This is a genomic window from Methylobacterium sp. OAE515 (assembly GCF_041806315.1).
Taxonomy (GTDB): domain Bacteria; phylum Pseudomonadota; class Alphaproteobacteria; order Rhizobiales; family Beijerinckiaceae; genus Methylobacterium; species Methylobacterium tardum.
Genome location: NZ_JBGMUV010000001.1, coordinates 3,455,758 through 3,477,288, shown reverse-complemented (window position 1 = coordinate 3,477,288; position 21,531 = coordinate 3,455,758). Strand labels below are relative to the sequence as shown.

Here is a 21,531-nt window from a genome sequence, read left to right as displayed (position 1 = left end):
ACGCCTTGGATGTTGATGGTGGCATCCCAGGCGGACGAGGAGATCGCCGATTCCGCCAAGCGCGTGGGAAGGGCTGCGCGCCGCACCAACCGCTGCGCCCTTCCAGCTCATCTGCCGCCTATCGAGCGGGTTATTGACCTCGACGACCGCACCTGCTCCTGTTGCCGCGGCAACCTGCGCGTGATCGGCGAGGACGTATCCGAGCGCTTCGACACGGTGCCGGCGCAGTTCCGCGTGGTTCTCACCGGCCGGCCGAACTATGCCTGCCTGGCCTGCGCGGCCCCTCCCCGGACCGTGCTCATCGCGCGCAATCCGACAGGGTTCGGTCGTCCTGCGGTCGGCGGATTTTGATCAAACGGTCCCTGAGCGCCACTGTGACCAGGGACGGGATCGATCATGGACGGCATCTCACGGAACGCGGCCGCCCCGGTCCCGTTGTCACGGGAATCCTTCATCCGCGAGGCCGCCATGAATGCCGACCTGATCGAGACCCGTGCGCAAGCGCTCGACCTGCTCGATGCCGAGATGATCACCTTTGGGATGTACGTCGCCCTGTGCCGGTTCAAGGGCTGGCAGACCTGACGTTCAGTCAGCCCTAATGGTCCGGCGGATGCCGCTGGGAGAGCCCGTGCGGCGACACGATACCCGGCCGATCGGAGCGCGCCGCGGCGGAAACCCGTCACGGTGCGCTGCGTTGGAGGGTCTCGAGTCCGCGGAGAACCAGCGTGGGAGCCACGGTGTAGTTGGCGTGGAACGCGTGAACCGCCTCGCCGGCAACGGTCTTGCCGCGAATAAACAGTAGCTGCGCGCCACTCGACTCGATCATGCTGGTATAGCCGCGGAAGTTGAACGAGCGCTCCTCGTGGATCATCGCGATGATCTTGGCGTGCGGGTTGCAAAAGATGCAGTTGGTGAGCGCCGAGCTGGCGGATCCGACGATCACGTCGGCGGAGTGGTAGATCGCGACCTGCTCCGGGAAGGTGAGTTTCTCGGGATAGACCACTTCGAAGCCGTGTGGGGCCAGCGCGGCGATGATCTCGGCCTCGTTGACGAGCTGGCGCTGCGCGAAGCCGCGCCGGGAGAGGATGATCCGCCGGCCGTTGCGCTGCAGATCGGTCCCCTGCTCGGAAAGCCGCTCCAGCACCTTCCGGCGCATGCCTGCGAGGACATCCTTCGGCCAGACCGCGTCGTAGACCGGCACGCCGGGCCGTGAGTCGAACGGGAAGAACGTCGGCACCGGGGCGACGCCGAGTTCCCGGAAACGCGCGGCCCTGGCCGGCAGCGGCAGGATTTGTCGTCCGCGCTCGTCGAGCAATGCGACGATCTGCCGATGGCTGTCCGGCATGTGGTCGTCGATGCAGATCGGGAAGTCCGAGGGACAGGCGCGGTCGTTGAACCACAGCATCCGAGGCACGAACTCGAGGAGCCAGTGGCCGTAGTTTTTGCTCTGCAGCCCGAACATCATCAGCCCGGCATCCAGGCTCTGGGTCTCAGCGGGCTCTTCGACGAGCGCGCGCCCGGCACCGTAGACGGCCGTCATCACCTGGTCGGGGTTCACCCCGTCCTTGATGTCGGCGATGCCGCTGAGTGGGTGGGCGGCCAGATCGTAGATCAGGCGGCTTCCCTGCAGCACGAGGTTGCTGCGCGGGAACGTCAGGCAGTCCTTGAACCGGGCAACGTATTGCGGCGGCGCGTCGAGGGATCCGCAGGCCGAGGTCAGAGCCACCGGGCCTTCGAGGAAGGCGATCGTCGGCTCGGCGATCCGGCGGGGGGCGAGCAGCTCGTGGTATTCGCCCTCCCCCGTCGCGGCGGCCTGGCGGGCGGAGACGATATCGTAGATCCGCAGCGGCCCGAGACCCAGGACGTGCCGCGTCCGCTCGTGGAGCGCCTGTGCCGCCTCGTGCCGGCCCTCCTCGGCCAGCGCGTTCATCTGCAGGATACGCAGATTCCGGATCTTACGTTCGAGGGTATCGCCGTCGATCGTCAGCGCCTGGCCGCCCAGCAGGTCCCGCGCGAGCCGCGCGAGGAGGTAGCTGCGCACCGCACCCTCGGCGTCGCCGGCGAGCTCGTAATCCCAGGCGATATGGACGAGCGACGGGTCGTTCTGCCCGCGGTCGCCGACGGCTGCCTTGGCCTCGCGCAACTCCTGCAGCAGCCCCTCCACCGGATCGAACGCGCCGCGTCGGCAGAAGTCGAGGATGCGCGTCCGGATGGCGGCGAGACGATACGGTGCCGCCTGGGCGGGCGCCACCCGAGCGGCCAGATCGTAGGCGCGCGCGGCGAGGTCGAGCCTGTTCTCGCCCTGAAGCCGGAAGGCCAGCGTGGCGAGGTGCTGCGCGGCGACCTGCGGCCGGCCGTTCACCAGCGCGGGAAGGTCGTGCTCGATGGCGTCGAGCGCGGCGGAACCGTTCGACCGGTTGGCCTGCGTCAGGATCCGCCGGAAATCGCCCTGCATCGTCCTCGACCGTTCCTCTCGGCAGCCCGCTCCGCGCGGCGCCTCAGCGGGCCGCCAGGGACCGCTCCGCGCTGGCGCACACCGCCGCGATCTGCTCCGGCGTGATCGTCGGGAAGAACGGCACGCCGATCGTCCGCGCGGCCACCGCCGCCGTCCGCGCCAGGCCGTCGTGCCGGCAGGTCTCGAAGGCGGGATGCGCCTGACAGCCGGTCCCGTACCAGCGCCGCCACTGGATCCCATCCGCGTCGAAGCCCGCCGTGACCGCGTCGACGTCGGCGGGCTCGAACAGCGCGCTGATCGTCATGGTCAGCCACTCCCGGCCGAAGCCCGGCTGCATGCGCACGCCGATCCGCTCGAACCCCGCGACATAGGCGAGCGACGCGGCCCGCAATTGGGCAATGCGCGCCTCGAGGCCGTCGAACACCGCCAGACCGACCGCGGCGGCGTATTCGGAAATCCGGTAATTGCCGCCCCGGACCTCCGAGGCACGGCTGTTCGCCGAGAAGCCGAAGCCCGTCATGGCGGTGGCCCGGGCGACCAGATCGGTGTCGGTGGTGAGGATCGCCCCACCCTCCCCGATTCCGAGCGCCTTCGTGGCGTGCAGGCTGACGCAGATTGGCTGCGCGCCCACGCGGCGCAGGTTGAGCGTGGCGGCGGCGGCGTCGAACACCACCGGGATCTCGTGCGCCGCCTCGAACGCCTCCCAAGCCTCCACGTCGAGCGGCGCGCCGTAGGGGCTCACCACCACGATGGCGGCGACATCGCCCGCGGCCGAGGCCAGGGCTTGCGCGGCGATGGCGGGCGTGAGCGCCAGCGTCTCGGGATCGACATCCGCGAAGAACGGCTCCAGGCCGACATTGACCGCCGCATGCGCGGTGGCCGCGAAGGTGTAGGCGGGCATCAGGCAGAGCCGGCCCTTCCGGCCGGCGATCCGGCAGCGCAGGGCGACCTCAATGGCCGTGGTGCCGCTGCTGGTGATCGTCGCCGCCACCGGTGCGTCGCCGGCACGCTCCGACACGAAGCGGCAGAGCCTGGCGGTGAACTCGCGGGAGAGCGGCCCGTAATTGCTGTAGATGTGCGACTGATCGATCCGGCGCAGATACGGGACGATCGCATCCGTCTCCGGCAGGCTGGGGATGAGCACGGGGATCATTGTCGAGACACGTCCTAACTGTCGGCCGCCACCATCCTCATGCGCACGCCCGGTGACGGCGTCCGCTATACATGGCCCGGCAGGCGCGCAAAAGGCGCCGATCCGAGGGCGGGCCGTCTGCCCCCGGCTAGCCGCGGCGCAGGGGCCGGGCCGGATTGCCGAACACCGTCTGGCCCGGCGCCACGTTCCGGATCACCACGGCGCCCGCGCCGACCACGGCATGCGCGCCGATCCGGATCCGCGGGATCACGCAGGCCCCGGTGCCCAGGAACGCCCCCTCCTCCACGCGGACATGCCCGGCCAAGTGGACGCCGGGGCTCAGTGTCGCGAAGTCGTCGAGGACGTCGTCGTGAGCGACGGTGCAGCCCGGATTGATGAGGACGTGCTCCCCGAGCCGCGCATCCGCCGTGATGGAGGAATGGCCGAGGATCACCGCGCCCGCGCCGATCCGGCTGCTGGCGCCGACCAGCACGCCAGGATCGATGATTGCGGTGAACTGCGCGCCGATCTCGGTCCGCAGGTGGGCGACCGCCCGGGCCCGGGCCGCGGGCTCGCCCAGGGCGACGACGAAGCGCAAGCCCGGATCGCCCGCGAAGGCGCGAACATCCCGCACCACGGGCCGCCCCCGGAACGTCTCCGGCGCGTCGATCCCCGGATCGACGATGCTCGCCTGAAGCTCGATCGCGGTGCCCTGCGCGTTGAGGCGTTCAAGGGCATCGACGATCTCGCGCGCGAGCGCACCCGCGCCGTACAGGACGAGGCGGATCGTCATCGCGCCGAAAACCGCGATCCGGTCCGGCTGAGGCTCCGTCCCGATTGCGGCGTGTCGCTCCGGTCGTCGTCCATGCGCGGGATTCCCTGCCTGTCCGGGGCTCTGCCCTACACGAGACGTCAGGCGCCCTCCAGCGCCGCGCGCCGGCCGTGAGCCGACAGGATGCACCGGATCCCTCGTCACGGCGCGTCCGTTCCAGTACACCGCCCGCGAGCACGCGCCGCCCGGCCGGCGCGCGGACGGGCAGGCTTGATCAGGCGCGCAACCGATATGAGGCCGACGCAGACCTTCATCGACCTGATCCGGACGGTCAAGGTCGACAACGCGTCGGACGTGATCGCACGGCTCCGGGCCCTCGCCGCCGCGGATCGCGAGCCGGGGCGGCGCGGCGCGATGCGCCGGCACCTCGAGACCCTCGCATTCCGGTTCGAGGGCGACGATCGGCTCGGCGACGCCGCCGAGATCTACGACCTGATCGCGACGCTCGCTCCCGGCGACCAGGCGCGCTGGACGCGGAAGGCCGGCGCGGCGCGCCTGCGCGACCTGTGCGCGCGCGGCCGGTTCGATGAGGCCGAGACCTATGTCGCGCAGCTGCGCGCCGACGGCGACGCGCCCGCCCTGATCCAGGACGGGCTCGCGACCCTGCTGCGGCTCGGATGGGCCCACGAGTGCCGGAATCAGCCCGAGCCGTGCCTCCACTGTTACCGCCTCGCCTACGACCTCAACGGCGGCGATGCGGGCGTGACGACCGAGGACGGCGATCGGCTCAGCACCAAGGTCAAGAACCTGCGCCGCCTGCTCCTCGATACGCTGCTGGAGGACGGGCGCTTCGAGGCGGCGATCGCGCTGCACGAGACGACCCGCCACGTCACCGGCTCCGGTCCGCTGGAGGCCTACGACATCGTCTCCGTCCAGGACCTCGCGGCGGCGGGCGGCGCGCGCTCCATCACGATGCTCCCGGAGCGCCGCATCGCCGCGCCCGAGCTGCGCTTCTGGGAGAAGCCCCCTGCCCTGCGGTCGGAGCCCGGCAGCCTGGACATCCCGGCCCAGTACCTCGCCTTTCTCGACGACGCGCGCGCCTATCCGCGCAGCAACGTCGTCATCGCCGGCGGCAAGCTCGTCTACGACCTCGCCGCCCACCCGCGCCGCCCGGACATCCTGCTGCAGGACGGCCTCAACCCCGATCAGATCATGACCGCGGCCTTCGGCGCCGACCGGGCCCTGGTGGAGGTGCCCGAGGACGCGCTGGCGGTCGAGGCCGGCCTCATGATGTTCGGCCTCCAGAGCCGGAATTACGGGCACTGGTTCTGCGAGTTCGTGCCGCGGATGCTGGCCTACAACGATCCGCGCTGCCCGGACGGAATCCCGCTCTGCATCGACGACCACATGCCGGGCTCCCACGCGGAGATCCTGGGCCTGCTCGATACGCGCGACCGCCCCGTGATCACGCTGCCGCCCAAGCCGGTCGCGTTCGGGCTCCTCGGGATGGCGCCGGTGCCGGCCTTCTTCCCCTTTGACATGAAGCCCGGGCGCCCGTTCTACGACACGGTCTGGCCGGCCGACGTCTTCGCGGCGGTGCGCCAGCTGATCCTGGACCGCGCCGCCGCGCGCGGGATCCTCTCGGGCCGGACCGACCGGCGCCTGTTCATCTCCCGCAAAGCCTTCAGCCAGCGCGCCCTGGTCAACGAGGCGGAGATCGCCGAGCGGCTGCGCCCTCTGGGCTTCGACGTGATCTACCCGGAGACGATGTCGTTCCTCGAACAGGTCGAGGCCTTCCATTCAGCGGCGCTGGTGGTCGGCTCGTCGAGCTCAGCGCTCAGCAATGCCCTGTTCTGCCGGCCCGGGTGCCGGATCCTCGGACTGATCCACGAGGAGCTGTCCTTCAACTTCCGGGGCTATACCAGCTTCATCGAGGCCGGCGGCGCGCGGATCCTGTTCCTGCGCGGGCGCACGCTGCCGCGTCCCGGCGTGCACGCCTTCCACGTGAGCTACACGGTCGATCCCGGTCAGGTCGTGGCCGCCGTGGCGGCTCTGGAGACCGAGACCGCTACCGGGGCGCCGGCCGGGTTCGCGGTCCAGGCTGCGGACGACCGGCCGATCCGGGTGCCGGATCGCGAACCCGCCCGGTCCCGGACCGCTGCGAAGGCCGGGGCCGCGCGCGTCGATCCCGACCGGCTCGCGCGTGTCGGGACGCTGGCGGCCGGCCGGCATAAGGGCGCGCAGGCCGGCCTGTGCGCCCTCGAGGCGGTGGCCTACGTCGCGGGCGAGCCCCACTCGGATCAGCCGGCCTGCGCGTCGCCGAGCCTCGCCGCCTTCATCCGGACCTTGAGCGACCGCCTGCCCCAGGACGCGCGCGACGCCCTGATCCTCCCGCTCGTCCCGCGGCTCGTCGGCACGCGCGGCTCGGAGGCGCTGGAGCGCCGGCGCGTCGCCCTGGTCGTGGATTGGCTGGTGCGTACCCACGTGCCGGCGTGGTTCCGCCTCGCCAAGCTGAACGTCGAGGCGGACGAATTGGCCGACCGGCCGGCGCTCGCGGACGTCGCCGATCTGGCCGCCTGGTGCGATCACCTGAAACGGGCGCGCAAGCGGGCGGCGGTCGCGAATCCCACCCTGCGCCAGACCGGGGCCGGGGTCCGGGCCGCGGCCTGGGACGCGGCCCATCAGGCCGCGTGGGCCGCCATCCGGGACGATCTGGACGCCGCCGGTCCGCGGATCCTCGCGGCCGGCTGGGACGCGGCCTACGCGGCCGCCTACGCGGCGGCCCGGGCCTGGGGTAAGGCGCCGCTGGAGCCGACACGGCGCGCACTCCAGGACTCCGTTCTGGCCCTGGTCGAGCGCATGATCGAGCTACCCGAGGCGGACCTGCGTGAACCCGAAGCGGGTGAAGCGGACCCGTCGTCGGATGCGGCCACTCACCCGCCGGTCTGCTACGACGCCGAGGCGCGGGCATGAGCGCGGACCGGCAGACCGGGCTGGCGGATCCCGCCGCGTCGAGCCGGCCGACCGTGTCGCTCTCGGGAACCCGCTGCCTCGTGCTCGGCGGCGGCGGATTCCTCGGCCTGAACCTGTGCAACCGTCTCGCGGCGGCGGGCGCCGAGGTCACCTGTTTCAGCCGCAGCCACCCGCAGCCCGAGGTCCTCGACCGGCGCGTGAGCCGGGTCACCGGCCAGTTCGCCGACCGCCTCGCCATCGCCAACGCCGTCGAGCGTCAGGACATCGTCTTCCACCTGATCGCCGGGTCGATCCCGGAGAGCTCGAACCGGGATCCGTCGGCTGAGCTCGCGGCCGCGCCGATCGCCACCCTGCACCTGCTCGAGATCTGCCGCTCGGCCCGGATCAAGAAGCTGGTGTTCTCGTCCACCGGCGGCGCGATCTACGGGATCCCCCGCATCATCCCGATCCCCGAGCAGGCGCCCACCGACCCGATCTCGGCCTACGGCATCAGCAAGCTGATGATCGAGAAGTCGCTCTACCTGTACCGCCACCTCCACGGCATCGACTACCAGATCCTCCGGATCGCCAACCCGTACGGCCGGTTTCAGCTCGGCACCAAGCATCAGGGCCTGATCGGGAGCTACATCCACCGCGTGCTCTCGGGCCTGCCGCTGGAGGTCTGGGGGACCGGCGAGGTGGTGCGCGATTTCCTGCATGTCGACGACGTCAGCGACGCGTTCCTCGGCGCCGTGACCTATGAGGGACCGCACAAGATCCTGAATGTCGGCAGCGGCGTGGGCCTGAGCGTCAACCAAGTCATCGCCGAGCTGGAGGCGGCCTTCGGGTTGGAACGCCTGCCCTGCCTCTACAAGCCGAGCCGCGCCGCCGACGTGCCGGCCAACGTCCTCGACACCGCGCTGATCCGGTCCGAGCTCGGCTGGCAGCCACGCGTCGCCCTGCGCGCGGGGCTCGTCGGCACGATCGCGTGGATGCGCGCGCACCTGGCCGAGGCGCCTCCCGGCGCACCACGGCATCCGGCCCGTGAGGGCTGAGGCGCCTCCGATCGGCGAACATCGAATAGACAAGGCCTGTCGCGCGGACCTCCCCCGGCGGGCGTCCCGCGTTCAGCGCTCGTCGAGTCCGGCGGCGGCAAGGCACAGCTTGACGTAAGGGTGCAGGCCCGGATCGATGTGATCGATCCAGACCCAATCCTCATGATGGCTGTCGAGATTTACCGCGACGGATTGCTGGCGGCTGAACAGAAAGAAGCATGTGTTGACGCTGTGGACGGCAATGCCCTCCGGGCCGTCCTCGAAGATGGTCTCGTCCGTGTGAATGATCGGCCCGACATGGCAGTCGATCCCGGTCTCATCCAGCGCCTTGCGGGCCGCGGCCTGGCGAAGGGTCTCGCCTTTGTGGACCCGGCCGCCGGGGAGCCAGAGCTGGCCTTTCGCCGGGGCATCGCGCCGTCTGACAAGAAGGACACAGCCGTCATTGACGATGGCTACGTCGACACAGACGATCGGGATCGCCTCCAGGATCTGGTTGTACAGGTGCTGGGGGATGAAAGACATCGAACGGGTGTCCTGATTATGGGCGCGCCGGTGATGGTCGGGCGCGCCGTCACGAGTCGGGTGTGGCCGAGCCGGCCGTCGCACGGGCGTCAGGGCCGGTGATCCTGCCGCGGCCAGACCGGCCGGGTCTTCGGATCCGGCGTCCCGCAGGCATCGCACCGGAGCGTCATGCCCGCATCCGGGACGAAGCTCGTGGAGGCCCAGCGCCCGACATGGATCGAAACCTCGGCCTCGTGTCCGCACGCACAGATGGCCCGGAGCGCCGTGACCCCGCGATCCATGGCGTTCTGCAGGGTCATCGGGGTGATCGCGCACCCGTCGGCATCGTAGGCGCGGCGCGGGTTGCGGGCGTGCGCGGGCACCGGGCCTCGACCTCCGGGCATGGATGGGTTGGCCACGGTCAATCCTCTCGCTCTCCGGACATGAGCACTGCCCGAGGGTCACGGCCGACGCCGCAATCTCCTGCCGCCCGCGCGCAGCCAGGAGCCCTGTCTCCGCCGCCCACGCGTGGCCACGTTTGCCTGCGAGTGCGTTGTGCACGATTCGCGAGGAGACCGCATGTCCTTCCTGCACGACCTGCCGATCGCCGACCTGATCGCGCATTACGGCTATCTGGCGATCTTCGTCATCATCACCCTGGAGAGCGCCGGCCTGCCCTTGCCCGGCGAGACGGTCCTGCTGACGTCGGCGGCCTATGCCGGCAGCACCGGCAACATCAACATCGCCGTCGTGGTGGCGATCGCCGCGACTGCCGCCATTCTGGGCGACAACGCCGGCTACTGGGTCGGCCGCCGGTGGGGACTGCCCCTGCTCCTGCGCAAGGGCCACCTGATCGGGCTCGACCACGGGCGCCTCAAGCTCGGCCAGTACCTGTTCCGCCGGCATGGCGGGAAGATCGTGTTCTTCGGCCGCTTCACCGCGATGCTGCGCGCCTACGCGGCCGTCCTGGCCGGCGTGAACAAGCTCGATGCCCGCCGGTTCTTCGCCTTCAACGCGCTGGGCGGCGTCGCCTGGGCCTCGATCATGGGCTTCGGGGCCTATCTGTGCGGCCGCTCGATCGAGAACGTCATGGGACCGGTCGGCCTCGGGCTGCTGGCCTTCGTCCTGCTCGGGGCCGTCGCCCTGTGGATGTTCATGCGCCGCCACGAGGCGCGCCTGATGGTGGATGCCGAGGCCGCGATCCCGGGCCCGCTCGCCGAAGGGCTGAGCGTGGAGACGCCGCGGCGCGAGGAGGCCCGGAGCGTGGCCGCCGGTCCTGCGGCGCGACGCGCGGACCTTCCGGAGCTTCAGAGCCAGGTCGAGGCGTTCCTGGCGCAGCGGGAGGCTGATCGGGCGCACGCCGACGCTCCGGCACGGGAGACGCGCCCGCCCACGCCCCTGCCCCTGTGGTTCAAGGTTCTCGCCCTGCTCCTCGTGGCCGCCGCCGGCATGACGCTCGCGTCGTGGCATTACGGCGTGACCGGCGGCGCCTACGGGCGCTTGGTGGGTCACGTCGGGATCGTCGGCATTGGGCTGGTCCTGCTCGGGGGCGCCGTCCTGCTGACGCTCATCCGTCGGCGGCTGCGGAATCCGGGGCCGTCGATCCCCGGCGGGCGGGCCGAGGACGCCATCGGGCTGGCGGCCTGAGCCGGCGTCGCGCCCCGTCCGACGCCTGGACCTGGGGTAGGCATGCCCGGCCCGCTATGCGAGAAGCCACGCCGCGCGGAGGCTCGGCGGGACGTGAGCGCGCCGGCCCGGGCGGCCGCACGTCCTGCCGCTCTGCGCCGGCCTGGCGGGCGCGCCGAGAGGGACGGACGACGGCATGCATCCGGATCTGCCTGGATTGTTCGATGCGGGCTTCGTGGCCCGACGCAATGGCGAGGCGCGCGGCATCGACACGGCGGCGGCCTACGCGGCCGCGGGCTGGCACTCCGATCTTGATCCGAATCCCCTGTTCGACACGGCCTTCTACCGCGCGCAGGTCCCACCCGCGGACGCGACCGGGCTCGGCCCGGCCGAGCATTACTGCGCCCACGGCGCCGCGATCGGGCTCGATCCCGGGCCGCTGTTCAGCACCCGCACTTATCTGACGCTCTACCCCGACATCGCCGAGGCCGGGGTCAACCCGCTCGGCCATTATCTCCATTACGGCGCCGCGGAAGGCCGGCTGCCCAACCTCCTGGAGGGGCGCGCCCTCGCCGAGGCGGCCGGGGCGGTGCTGGCGCGCGATCCGGCAAATCCCTACGCGCGGGTGCAGGCCGCGACGGAGCGGCTGCACGCCAACGATGCCGCGGCGGCGCTGGCGCTGCTGGACGGGGGGCCTGTCGCGGGGCTCCAGGCTCTTTTGGTGCGGGTCGGGGCCCTGCTCGCCCTGGGCCGAAGCGAAGCGGCTGATGCGGCCGCCCAGGCTGCCGTCCAGGCTGAGGGCGACAGCCTGGTCGCCCGATGCGCTCTCGCCGCCTATCAGGCCGAGACCCTGGGCCGGCTGGGGACCGCCGCCGCGGCCTACGCGATCGCGCTGGCTGTGGGCTGCGAGGATCCGGCCCTGTTCCGCTTCCGCCTGGCGGTCATCTTCCGGACCTGGGGCCGGCTCGTGGAAGCTGAAGAGCAGGCGCGCCGCGCCCTCGATCTCGGCGATGCCAGTCTCCACACGCGAACCCTGCACGATCTGCTGGCACGCGATCGCGGCCAGGCCAAGCAGCTCCAGGCCGAGAGCCGCGCCGTGCCGGATTTCGCCCCCGAAGCCTGGCAGGCCGCCAACCAGGCCCGGGCCGTCTACCCGCAGGTGGCCGGGCCGGGCCGACCGGCCCGGGGGCGCGGGGCCGGCCTCCTCCTCGTCGATTCGAGCTTCCCGTCCCGGTTCTCGGCGTTCCGCTACGGCGAGCTGCTCACCTACCTGTACGCCATTCCGGAGAGCCGGGCCGCCTCGTCGCTGCGCGACATCGACCGTTACCGGCCGGATCGGACCTTCCTCGACGAGCTGCGCCAGTTCGAGGCGGAGCATCCGACCCTTGCGGGCCGGGTGCACGCCCTGAACACCGGCCACGACCTCAGCGCCGAGGTCCTGCACACGACCTTCCTGCACAACGCGGCCGTGCTGCTGGCCTCGAACCCGGACCTGCGCGCCGATCGCTTCGTCTTCACCCTGTATCCGGGGGGCGGCTTCATGCCGAACGATCCGGTCTCGGACGCCAAGCTGCGGCGCGTGCTCGGCGACCGCCGTTTCGCCAAGGTGCTCACGACCCACACCCTGCAGCGCGACTACCTGCTCGACCGGGGCTGGTGCGACCCGCAGCAGATCGCTTTCATCTTCGGCGCCGTCTCGCCGGATTGCTGGGATGTCGCGGCGAGCACCCGCTGTTCGCGGGTCGAGCGCCCGCTGCCGGACACGATCCGGATCTGTTTCGTGGCCCAGCGCTACACGGAGCTCGGCATCGAGAAAGGCTGCGACGTGTTCACCGACCTCGTCCGGCGCTACGCGGACGACCCGCGCTTCGAGTGGCACTATGTCGGCGACTGGAATGCGGAGCTTCTCGGCCTCACGGAGGTCGACCGGGTCCGTTTCCACGGCGTGCAGCCGGCCTCGTTCTTCCCGGATTTCTATCCCGGCATGGACATCGTCATCTCGCCGAACCAGTCGCCGATGGAGCGCGACGGCGGTCGCGGATCCTTCGACGGCTTCCCCACCACCTCCTGCGTCGAGGCGGGCCTGCGCGGCGTGGCGATGTTCCTCACCGATTCCCTCGCGCTGAACCGCCGGCTCGACGGGACCCACGCCATGGTGCCCGGCGCGGAGTTCGAGCTGATCACGCGCGACGTCGACGGGATCGCCGACCGAATCGAGTTCTATGCCGGCGACCGGGAGGCGCTGCGGCGGCTCAGCGAGGCCGGCCGCTTGGCGATCTTGCGGGAATACAGCTTCGAGAGGCAGATGCGGCCGCGCCTCGACCTGCTCCGGGCGCAGCTCGATGCCGCGTAGATCCGCGGCACGGCAGCCCCTGGGGATCATCGGAGAGAGGTGCAAGCGCCGATGTTGCGGTTCCTGACCAAGTCCGCGCGCCCGCAGCCCGCGTCTCAGCCGCCGGCCGGGCGGCGGATCTCGGTCGTCATCCCGTCCTACAACCACGCGGCCTATATCGGGCAGGCGATCGGCTCCGTGCTGGAGCAGGACTGCCCGGTCGACGAGCTGATCATCGTCGACGACAACTCCACCGACGCGTCGCGGTCCGTCATAGCCAAGGCCATCGAGGGTTATGCCGGCCCGGTCCGCATCCTGTGCGACCTGCTCGACCGCAACGGCGGCGCCCACGCGGCGATCGCGCATGGCCTGTCGAAGGCCAGCGGCGACGTGCTCACCATCCTGAACTCGGACGATGCCTACGCGCCGGACCGGTTCCGCGCGATCCACGCGGCGCTGCCGCCGGACGGCGACTTCATCGCGTTCACGGGCGTCGACTTCATGGACGATGCCGGCGCCCGGCTCGCCGAGGACGATCCGGTTCGTCTCTGGTACCGCGACGTGCTCGGTCAGGCCGGCGCCTGCCCGACGATCGGCTTCGCGCTGCTGAGGGCCAACGTCGCGGTGACGAGCGGCAACCTCGTGTTCTCGCGCGGTCTCTACGAGCGGGTCGGCCCGTTCGCGGACTACCGCATGTGTCACGACTGGGACTTCCTCATCCGCTGCATGGTTCACGTGGAGCCGATCTTCGTGCCCGGTGCGCATCTCCGGTACCGGACACACCCGACCAACACGCTCAAATCCACCGGCGACCTGATGCAGGGCGAGGGATCGGCGGCGCTGAAGACCTATCTGGCGCTGATCGCCCGGGGACCGACGGCCAACCGGCTGGCGCCCACGCCGGAGAACTGGCCGGTCTATTTCCGGTTCTTCACCGCGACCTACGCGCCCTGGTTTACCGGGCAGCCGATCGAGGTGGTCGCCCGGCAGCTCTTCCCGGATCCCGAGACGCTCCCCGCCTGGCTGTCGGCGCCGCCGGCGGCGCCGGGCGGCTTCCTTACGACGCCCGCCCCCGAGCAGGACGCGCTGGCCCTGCGCCGGGTCGTCGACCTGCTGATGCCGCGCTGAGGCGCGGCCGGAAAGGACTCTCGGGACCGGGCCGCGACGGGCCTGGTCAGCCCCGTCATTCCGGGACTGCGCAGCAGGACCCGGAATCCAGATCCGCACCGCCCGCTCAGTAAGGCTCCGTCGGCGGTTCTGGGTTCCGGGCTCGCCTGCGGCGCCCCGGAACGACGATGCGGGTGTCGCAAACCGCTTCGCGCCTCGGAGGCGGCATCAGTCTTCAACCCGACCCGTTGCCATGGGGCGCAGGGTTGACCGGTCCGGGACCCGACCGTATCACCCCGCCTCACCCGGCAGGGGCGCCCTGTGGCGCGGCCATGGGCGCGAGCCTCGTCGGACGTCGTGACTGAGACGGAGCCGACCTTGGGCGAGGACGTAGAGGCGCTGCGGGCCGAGCTCGCCGAGACCCAGGCACGGCTCAAGGAGGCGCAGGGCGAACTCGCCCGTCTGGTGCGCCTGGCCGAGGCCGATCTTCAGCGCCGGCGTCCCGGTGAGCAATCGAGCGTCGTCGCGTCCTCGGTCCGCCGCCCGGCCGCCAAGGAGGTCGCGGCCCGCATCGCCCGGTTCGCGCATCTCTATCGGGAGGCCGCGTCCGCCGCGCCTGATCGCGCGCCCGTCGTACCCGAGGCGACGATGCTCGGATGGCTCGAAACCTCCGGCCTGTTCGACCGCCAGTTCTACCTGACGTGCAACGACGACGTCGCGGGTGCCGGTGCCGACCCGACGCAGCACTATTACAACCATGGCTCCGAGGAAGGACGCCTCCCCAGCACCCTCTGAGGGTCCGGTCTGGGGAAGCGGCCGGCTGATTGCGCGTTCGAGGGATCTGCGAGGGATCGGAGTGATGCAGGACGGGGCAGGAGAGGCCGCACCCGCGCTCGAGCCGTGGCAGGACGATTTCGCGACCATCTACGCGAGCGGCCTGTTCGACCACATCTGGTACGCGACGCGCTATCCCGAGGTCGGCCTGACCGACCTGTCGCCCCTCGAGCATTACGTAAAGTACGGCGCCCGCCTCGGCCGCCAGCCCCGGGCCGACTTCACCGCCCCGCCGGACGAGACCTTCGACGGCAGCTTCGTCAATCCTTTCGCGGCCTGGATCCGCGCGCGGGCCGAGACCGAGCCGGCGCCGGCCTGGAACCGGCCGGTCGTCTCCGTCCTGTGCATCACCTACAACCAAGCGGCGTTCATCCGGCAGACGCTCGACAGCATCCTCGGCCAAGCCACGGACTTCCCCTTCGAGCTGCTCGTCGGCGACGACCGCTCCACCGACGGCACCGCCGAGATCATCGCCGAGTACGCCGCGCGCCATCCCAACCTCGTGGCGGTGCTGCGGCCTGAGAATCTCGGGCCCAACAAGAACTTCGCCGACCTCACGGCGCGCGCCCGCGGGGAATTTGTCGCGATCTGCGAGGGCGACGATTACTGGATCGATCCGCGCAAGCTCCAGCGCCAGGTCGCGTTCCTGCGGGCGCGGCCGGAATTCACCCTCTGCTTCCACCCGGTGCGCGTCGTCTACGAGGAGATGCCGGGGATCGAGGAGATCTACCCGGAGCAGTGCAGCCCGCAGCCGTCGCTGTCGGACCTCGTCGCCCACAACTTCGTCCAGACCAACAGCGTGGTCTATCGCTGGCGCTACCACGGCGCCGAGGCGTTCGTGTTCGACGAGGGCATCGCGCCGGGCGACTGGTACGTCCACCTGATGCATGCCGAGGTCGGGCGCATCGGCTTCCTGCCGGAGGTGATGGCGGTCTACCGCAAGCACGCGGCCGGGATGTGGGCGACCTACGCCACCGAGCTCGCCCGGCACAAGAAGCTCGGCAATGCCGAGATCGCGTTCTTCCGCAAGCTGCGCGGCCATTTCGGCGGCCGCTACGCGGTGGGCTACGAGGCCGCGCAGAAATCAATCTTCCGGCGGCTCGCCGAGGCCTATCTCGACGAGGAGGACGTGCCGAGCCTCGGACGGCTGATCGAGGCCAATCCCGACATCGCCCGGACGGCCCTGCGCGACATGGGCCTCGACGCCCCCGAGGCGCTCTCCGGCAATCCGGACGCCTTGCGCGCGTGGCTGCTGGAGCAGCTCACCGTCAGCGTCATCGTCACGGCCTACAACCACGCCGCCGATATCGGCCGCTGCCTCGACGCGGTGCTGGGCCAGCGCGGCCTGTTCCGGATGCAGGTCGTGATCGGCGACGACAAGTCCACCGACGGCACCGCCGCGATCGTCGAGCACTACCGTGCGCGCGACCCGGAGCGGATCGTGGTGCGGCCCCGGCCGCAGAACCTCGGCATGCTGCGCAACATGCAGGACTGCCTCGCCGCCTGCACGGGCCGGTACGTCGCCTTCTGCGAGGCGGACGATTACTGGCTGTCCGACCGCAAGATCGCCCTGCAGATGCGGATGCTGCGCAACGACCGCGCGCTCGACATGTGCTTCAACTGGGTGCTGCTCCACTACCCGGCGACCGGCTCCTACGTGCCGCACGACGAACAGGGCCGCTATCCCACCGGCACGATCAGCTTCCCGGTTCTGGCCAATTCGCCGCTCACCGCGAACTTCTCCTGCTGCTTCTACCGTGCCGAGGCCCTGCGCCGGGTGCCGGAGGCGTATTACGAGAACGCCGCCGCGGCCGACTGGCTGATGAACCTCTACATCGCCGACAAGGGGCGCATCGCGTTCCTGCGCGAATTGCTGTCGGTCTACACGATCCAGGAAAAGGGCCAGTGGTCGGGCCTGCCCGAGAACATCAAGAACGCCCGGATCGCCCAGTACCAGAAGCAGTTCGCCGGCATCTTCGGCGAGGGGCGCGGCTTCGAGAAGTACGAGGTCGGCTGCACCGTGGCCGAGCTCGACGGCGAATTGCCGGATTCCTTCGCCCGGGCGAACCTAGAGGCCCCACAGGACCGGGTCTGGGCCGAGATCCAAGACGGGCAGGTGGTGCTGGCCGGCTGGGTCGTCTCGGCGAGCCGCGCCAAGGCGACGCTGGTCGCCGAGGTCGACGGCGAGGTCCAGCGCATCCCCGTGGACGTGCACCGGCCCGACGTGATCGCGGCGGTGCTCGGCGACATGCCGACCACCATGGAGGAGGCCCGCTGCGGCTTCCGCTTCACCCTGCCTTACGCGCTCCACCTCGAGGTGCTGCTCTCCATCGAGGTCGAGCACGAGGTGGTGCCCTGGCTCTCGGTCATCTTCACCCACCGGGTGAAGCGGACAGCAGAAGCCGCGCTGACTCCGTGAGCGGACTGACGGGGCAGCCGGGACGAAGGCCGGTCAGCCCCGCTTGTCGGGTGGAAGCACGAAGATCTGGCCGGGGTAGATGAGGTCCGGATCCCGGATCTGGGTCTGGTTCGCGTCGTAGATCACCGTGTAGCGCTCGCCGCGGCCATAGGTGCGCTGGCTGATCCGCCAGAGGTTGTCGCCGCGGGTGATCCGGGCCGTGCTGATCTCCGGCACGAACACAGCCCCGGCCCGGGCCGGGGTGCCGGTCTCGGCCGCCAGTTGGCGCGTGTCGGGATTCGGATCGGGCGCCGGGGCCATCCCGGTGGCGGGCACTGAGGCGGGCGCGGCGGGCTGGCCGGGCGCCGCTGCCTCAGGGGCCTGCGCGTGCTCCCTGGAGACCGTTCTGGAGGCCTCCCGGGCAATGCCCTGGCCGCCGGACGGCGCCGCGGGCTCGCGGGCCGCGACCGGCGACGGCTCGGGCACGGCCAGGGGCACCTCGGCGCGGGACGCCACCTTGCCGGTCGCCGGATCGATCTGGTCGATCCGCACGTGGTACTGGCCGGGCTTGACCCCGCGCCCGATGGTGAAGCTCGCCCGGCCATCGGGGCCGATGCTGCCGGGCGCGATCAGCGTGTCGTTGAGGTAGAGCCGGAGCGTCGCACCGGGCGTGCCGGCCGCCGTCACGAACAGGCGCCCGTTGCCCTGCACGTCGACGCTGACGATGCGGGTGGGCTGCGCCGGGCCGGGATGAGCCGCCGCGTGTCCTTCCGAGGCCGCTTGCTTGTTGGGCGTTAGCGGCTGTCCGGGCGCCGCGTTGGCGATCCTGGCGGGCGCGGCCGGTCCGGCGGCGCCGGGCTGCGACAGGACCACGGTCGCCGCGTCCGGGGCCGTCAGGGCGACCAGCGGCTGGCGGTCCCGGCCCGGGGCGACGCTCACCGCCACGCTCTGCTGCGAGCTGGCCGCCTGCCCGTCTTTGGCCGTCATACGCAGCCGGATCGTGCTGGAACCCGCGGGTAGCGCCGGCGGCACGATCGCGAACTGCCCGCTGGCGTCGGCCATTGCCTTGGCCACCGGCTTGCCATCGACCAGCATCTCGACCTCGGCATGCGGCGCCCCGCGCCCGGCCACCACGGCGTCGCCGTTCGGCTCGACCCGGACGATGTCGAAGCGCGGCGCCTCGGCGGCTCCGGGCTTCGCAGCCGGCCGGCCGGATCCGGCGGATCGGGCGCCGGGCGTGGGCGATGCGGGCGCCCCGGGCTCGATCGGGTTGGGCCCGGTCGAACCGGGTCTGGCAGCCTTGGGTTGATCGTTGCGGAAATCGATCGCGGGGTCGGCGCCCTTCGCCATCGTTCCGGGATCGGCGAGCCCGCGCAGGCTGCCCTGCGGCACGGTCGTGGCCGCGGCCGGCGGCTCCGCCGCATCCCGACCGGTCAGCCGGCGCAGGGACTCGCCGCCGAACAGGGCCGCCACGAGCCCGAGGCCACCGAACAGGCCGGCGAGCGCCAGGGCGAGACTGCGCCGCACCTGTCCCGACATCGCCACGAAGGCCTCCCCTGATCCTGTTGCCGCCCGCTGCGGGCTTTGGGCCGCGCGAAAACCGTCGACGGCGTGGGCCATAATACCGTACATGCTCCCGACACCAAGCCGTCCCGCCGCCCTGGCGGGTGAATCCCACGCGATGTCAGCACTTTGGCGCGGGAAGCGCCGGGCGCGGGACTCTTTCTGGACGGCTCGCAACGGACGCGCAGGAGGGCGCCGGATGGCCCCGGTGAGGACAGTCTGTGTCTATTGCGGCTCCGGCTTCGGCCGCGACCCCGCCTTCCGCGAGGCCGCGGAGCTGCTCGGGACGGCGCTGGCCGAGGCCGGGATGCGCCTCGTCTACGGCGGCGGCGATGTCGGCCTGATGGGCACGGTCGCGCGGGCGGCGCTCGACGCCGGCGGCCACGTCACCGGCATCATCCCGGAGTTCCTCCAGGCGCGCGAGCACATGCTGGCGGACATCCAGGAGACCGTGGTGGTGCCCGACATGCACACCCGCAAGCGCCTGATGTTCGAGCGCTCGGACGCCTTCGTGACCCTGCCGGGCGGGATCGGCACTCTGGAGGAGCTCGTCGAGCAGCTGACCTGGGCGCAGCTCGGGCGGCACCGCAAGCCCGTGGTGCTGGTCTCGGTCGCCGCGTTCTGGTCGCCGCTGCTCGCTCTGTTCGAGCACATGCGCGGCCACGGCTTCATCCGCGAGGGGCTCGATCTCAGCTACCTCGTCGCCCGCGAGGCGGCCGAGGTTGTGCCGATGCTCCGCGAGGCCGGCCACGAGCCGGATCCTCAGGCCGAGGAGATCGTCCAGCAGCGGATGTGAGCCGGCTCGCGCGGGATCCCGCGCGTCGGCCGCCGCGCGGCGACAGGATGTCCAGGATGCGCGCTTCCCCCCTCGCGGCCCTACCGCTCGCCTGCCTCGCCGGTGCGGCCGCCGCGGCCGAAACACCGGTCCTCCAGACCCTGGACTACGCCAACACCCGCTATTCCGACCTCGACCAGATCAATGCCGGCACTGTCGGCCGCCTCAAAGTGGCCTGGACCTTCTCCACCGGCGTGCTGCGCGGCCACGAGGGTGCGCCGATCGTGGTCGGGCACGTCATGGTCGTGCACACGCCGTTCCCCAACGTGGTCTACGCCCTCGATCTGGACCAGGGCGGGAAGATCCTGTGGCGCTACGCGCCGCGGCAGGATCCGAGCGTGATCGCCGTGATGTGCTGCGACACGGTCTCCCGCGGGCTGGCCTACGCGGACGGGCGGCTGTTCCTGCAGCAGGCCGACACCACCGTGGTGGCGCTCGATCCGGAGACCGGCCGGGTGCTGTGGTCGGTGAAGAACGGCGATCCGGGCCGGGGCGAGACCAACACCGCCACGGTCCTGCCGGTGCACGGCAAGCTGATCGTCGGGCTCGCGGGCGGCGAGTACGGGGCGCGCTGCCACGTCACCGCGTACGATCAGGCCAGCGGGAAACGTCTCTGGCGCGCCTACGCCACCGGGCCGGATGCCGACATGCTGGTCGATCCGGAGAAGACCACCGCGCTCGGGCGCCCGGTCGGCACGGACTCCTCCTTGAAGAGCTGGGAGGGCGACCAGTGGCGGACCGGCGGCGCCTGCAGCTGGGGCTGGTTCTCCTACGACCCCGATCTGAACCTCGTCTATTACGGCACCGGCAATCCCGCGACCTGGAACCCGGCCCAGCGCCCGGGCGACAACCGCTGGGCCCAGGCGATCATCGCCCGCGACGCCGATACGGGCATCGCCCGCTGGGTCTACCAGATGACCCCCCACGACCAGTGGGATTATGACGGCGTCAACGAGATGATCCTCACCGAGCAGGTGATCGGCGGCCGGCCCCGCAAGGTGCTGACCCATTTCGACCGCAACGGCTTCGGCTACACGCTGGACCGGGCCACGGGCGAACTGCTGGTGGCGGAGAAGTTCGATCCCACGGTGAACTGGGCCAGCCGGATCAGCGTGGATCCCGCCGCGCCCGATTACGGGAAGCCAGTGGTCGACAAGCGCTATGCGCCGGGCGAGGCCGACGAGGACGAAACAACCAAAAATATCTGTCCCGGGGCGCTCGGCGCCAAGAACCAGCAGCCGGCCGCCTACTCGCCCCGGACGCGGCTGTTCTACGTGCCGACCAACCACATGTGCATGGATTACGAGGCGTTCCGGGTCACCTACACGCCCGGCCAGCCCTATGTCGGCGCGACCCTGACCCTGCACCCGCCCGAAGGCACCGACCGGACCGGGGCGTTCATCGCCTGGGACGGGGCGAAGGGCCGGATCGCCTGGACGATCCCGGAACCGTTCTCGGTCTGGTCGGGGGCGCTCGCCACCGCGGGCGACGTGGTCTTCTACGGCACGCTCGAAGGCTACCTGAAGGCGGTCGATGCCCGGGACGGGCACGAGCTCTACCGGTTCAAGACGCCGTCGGGCATCGTCGGCAACGTCACCACCTACCTGCACGCCGGCAAGCAGTACGTGGCGGTGCTCTCCGGAATCGGCGGCTGGGCCGGGATCGGCCTGGCGGCCGGGCTGACCGACCCGGCCGACGGTTCGGGGGCGGTCGGCGGCTACGCGGCCCTGTCGCAGTATACGGCGCCGGGCGGGCAGCTCACGGTGTTCGAACTGCCGGAGTGAGCCGGTCCACGGCAGCGTCTGCTCGTGCCGTCCCGCGATTCGCACGGCCTCCCGCCGAGGTGCTCCCGCGCGGCATCGGCCGAGACCCATCCCGGGCCGATTTCCCGTCCCGCCTGGCCCCGCCATCGGCGCCGGCAGCCGGCCTCGGGCACGTCTATTCAGGCACAGCCACGCCATGCGCGGCA

The 21,531-nt window shown here is 71.1% G+C and carries 16 protein-coding genes and 1 pseudogene; 11 read left to right on the top strand and 6 right to left on the bottom strand.

Going from position 1 to position 21,531, the window contains the following annotated elements:
* Positions 1-15 precede the first annotated feature (15 nt).
* Complete coding sequence (locus tag ABIE45_RS17050) at positions 16-351, top strand: IS66 family transposase zinc-finger binding domain-containing protein (RefSeq protein WP_373622407.1); 336 nt, start codon at positions 16-18, stop codon at positions 349-351.
* A gap of 45 nt (positions 352-396) precedes the next feature.
* Positions 397-582 carry a hypothetical protein gene (locus tag ABIE45_RS17045; RefSeq protein WP_192710241.1) on the top strand — a complete coding sequence of 62 codons (186 nt, stop codon included), beginning with the start codon at positions 397-399 and terminating at the stop codon, positions 580-582.
* 97 nt (positions 583-679) lie between these two features.
* Here ABIE45_RS17045 and ABIE45_RS17040 read toward each other — a convergent pair whose 3' ends face one another.
* From ABIE45_RS17040 to ABIE45_RS17030, 3 genes are all read right to left on the bottom strand, one after another.
* On the bottom strand, positions 680-2,455 hold the full coding sequence (locus tag ABIE45_RS17040) for a glycosyltransferase family 61 protein (protein WP_192710242.1): 1,776 nt from the start codon (positions 2,453-2,455) through the stop codon (positions 680-682).
* A gap of 43 nt (positions 2,456-2,498) precedes the next feature.
* Positions 2,499-3,608 (bottom strand): aminotransferase class I/II-fold pyridoxal phosphate-dependent enzyme, encoded by a 1,110-nt coding sequence (locus tag ABIE45_RS17035; RefSeq protein WP_192710243.1) that lies wholly within the window; start codon positions 3,606-3,608, stop codon positions 2,499-2,501.
* 127 nt (positions 3,609-3,735) lie between these two features.
* A complete protein-coding gene (locus ABIE45_RS17030; RefSeq protein ID WP_192710244.1) occupies positions 3,736-4,380 on the bottom strand; it encodes an acetyltransferase in 645 nt (214 codons plus the stop codon).
* Between the two features lie 270 nt (positions 4,381-4,650).
* On the opposite strand from ABIE45_RS17030, the gene ABIE45_RS17025 reads away from it, so the two are divergent.
* Together ABIE45_RS17025 and ABIE45_RS17020 are read left to right on the top strand one after the other, a co-directional pair.
* The gene (locus tag ABIE45_RS17025) at positions 4,651-7,332 is read left to right on the top strand and encodes a DUF563 domain-containing protein (protein ID WP_373622405.1); all 2,682 of its coding nucleotides are present in this window, start codon (positions 4,651-4,653) and stop codon (positions 7,330-7,332) included.
* Positions 7,329-8,366: an NAD-dependent epimerase/dehydratase family protein gene (locus ABIE45_RS17020; RefSeq protein ID WP_192710245.1), complete on the top strand. Its 1,038-nt coding sequence runs from the start codon at positions 7,329-7,331 to the stop codon at positions 8,364-8,366. Before ABIE45_RS17025 ends, ABIE45_RS17020 begins: the two co-directional genes overlap by 4 nt.
* Before the next feature lie 72 nt (positions 8,367-8,438).
* Here the strand turns inward: ABIE45_RS17020 and ABIE45_RS17015 are convergent, their stop codons facing one another.
* Both ABIE45_RS17015 and ABIE45_RS17010 read right to left on the bottom strand, forming a co-directional pair.
* Positions 8,439-8,972, bottom strand: a complete 534-nt coding sequence (locus ABIE45_RS17015; RefSeq protein WP_373622404.1) for an NUDIX domain-containing protein — start codon at positions 8,970-8,972, stop codon at positions 8,439-8,441.
* A 5-nt stretch (positions 8,973-8,977) separates the two neighbouring features.
* A complete protein-coding gene (locus tag ABIE45_RS17010; RefSeq protein WP_192710246.1) occupies positions 8,978-9,250 on the bottom strand; it encodes a hypothetical protein in 273 nt (90 codons plus the stop codon).
* Between the two features lie 196 nt (positions 9,251-9,446).
* Between ABIE45_RS17010 and ABIE45_RS17005 the strand changes: the two are divergent.
* From ABIE45_RS17005 to ABIE45_RS16985, 5 genes and pseudogenes are all read left to right on the top strand, one after another.
* A pseudogene (locus ABIE45_RS17005) lies at positions 9,447-10,082 on the top strand (DedA family protein); the annotation flags it as partial.
* A 607-nt stretch (positions 10,083-10,689) separates the two neighbouring features.
* On the top strand, positions 10,690-12,846 hold the full coding sequence (locus ABIE45_RS17000) for a glycosyltransferase family 4 protein (protein WP_192710248.1): 2,157 nt from the start codon (positions 10,690-10,692) through the stop codon (positions 12,844-12,846).
* Between the two features lie 51 nt (positions 12,847-12,897).
* Positions 12,898-13,953, top strand: a complete 1,056-nt coding sequence (locus ABIE45_RS16995) for a glycosyltransferase (RefSeq protein ID WP_192710249.1) — start codon at positions 12,898-12,900, stop codon at positions 13,951-13,953.
* A gap of 357 nt (positions 13,954-14,310) precedes the next feature.
* Positions 14,311-14,727 carry a hypothetical protein gene (locus tag ABIE45_RS16990; protein ID WP_192710250.1) on the top strand — a complete coding sequence of 139 codons (417 nt, stop codon included), beginning with the start codon at positions 14,311-14,313 and terminating at the stop codon, positions 14,725-14,727.
* A 64-nt stretch (positions 14,728-14,791) separates the two neighbouring features.
* Positions 14,792-17,185, top strand: a complete 2,394-nt coding sequence (locus ABIE45_RS16985; protein WP_192710251.1) for a glycosyltransferase — start codon at positions 14,792-14,794, stop codon at positions 17,183-17,185.
* Between the two features lie 33 nt (positions 17,186-17,218).
* Here the strand turns inward: ABIE45_RS16985 and ABIE45_RS16980 are convergent, their stop codons facing one another.
* Positions 17,219-18,703, bottom strand: coding sequence for a LysM peptidoglycan-binding domain-containing protein (locus tag ABIE45_RS16980; protein ID WP_192710360.1), 1,485 nt, complete (start codon positions 18,701-18,703; stop codon positions 17,219-17,221).
* Positions 18,704-18,926: 223 nt separating this feature from the next.
* Between ABIE45_RS16980 and ABIE45_RS16975 the strand changes: the two genes are divergently transcribed.
* A complete protein-coding gene (locus tag ABIE45_RS16975) occupies positions 18,927-19,523 on the top strand; it encodes a TIGR00730 family Rossman fold protein (protein ID WP_192710252.1) in 597 nt (198 codons plus the stop codon).
* Between the two features lie 56 nt (positions 19,524-19,579).
* Complete coding sequence (locus ABIE45_RS16970; RefSeq protein ID WP_192710253.1) at positions 19,580-21,346, top strand: methanol/ethanol family PQQ-dependent dehydrogenase; 1,767 nt, start codon at positions 19,580-19,582, stop codon at positions 21,344-21,346.
* Positions 21,347-21,531: the final 185 nt, after the last annotated feature.

Coding starts and splice junctions, on each gene's coding strand:
- ABIE45_RS16995 (WP_192710249.1), top strand. CDS start 12,898: ATGTTGCGGTTCCTGACCAAGTCCGCGCGCCCGCAGCCCGCGTCTCAG.
- ABIE45_RS16985 (WP_192710251.1), top strand. CDS start 14,792: ATGCAGGACGGGGCAGGAGAGGCCGCACCCGCGCTCGAGCCGTGGCAG.
- ABIE45_RS17040 (WP_192710242.1), bottom strand. CDS start 2,455: ATGCAGGGCGATTTCCGGCGGATCCTGACGCAGGCCAACCGGTCGAAC.
- ABIE45_RS17030 (WP_192710244.1), bottom strand. CDS start 4,380: ATGACGATCCGCCTCGTCCTGTACGGCGCGGGTGCGCTCGCGCGCGAG.
- ABIE45_RS16975 (WP_192710252.1), top strand. CDS start 18,927: ATGGCCCCGGTGAGGACAGTCTGTGTCTATTGCGGCTCCGGCTTCGGC.
- ABIE45_RS17050 (WP_373622407.1), top strand. CDS start 16: ATGGTGGCATCCCAGGCGGACGAGGAGATCGCCGATTCCGCCAAGCGC.
- ABIE45_RS17025 (WP_373622405.1), top strand. CDS start 4,651: ATGAGGCCGACGCAGACCTTCATCGACCTGATCCGGACGGTCAAGGTC.
- ABIE45_RS17045 (WP_192710241.1), top strand. CDS start 397: ATGGACGGCATCTCACGGAACGCGGCCGCCCCGGTCCCGTTGTCACGG.
- ABIE45_RS17020 (WP_192710245.1), top strand. CDS start 7,329: ATGAGCGCGGACCGGCAGACCGGGCTGGCGGATCCCGCCGCGTCGAGC.
- ABIE45_RS17035 (WP_192710243.1), bottom strand. CDS start 3,608: ATGATCCCCGTGCTCATCCCCAGCCTGCCGGAGACGGATGCGATCGTC.
- ABIE45_RS16970 (WP_192710253.1), top strand. CDS start 19,580: ATGCGCGCTTCCCCCCTCGCGGCCCTACCGCTCGCCTGCCTCGCCGGT.
- ABIE45_RS17000 (WP_192710248.1), top strand. CDS start 10,690: ATGCATCCGGATCTGCCTGGATTGTTCGATGCGGGCTTCGTGGCCCGA.
- ABIE45_RS16980 (WP_192710360.1), bottom strand. CDS start 18,703: ATGTCGGGACAGGTGCGGCGCAGTCTCGCCCTGGCGCTCGCCGGCCTG.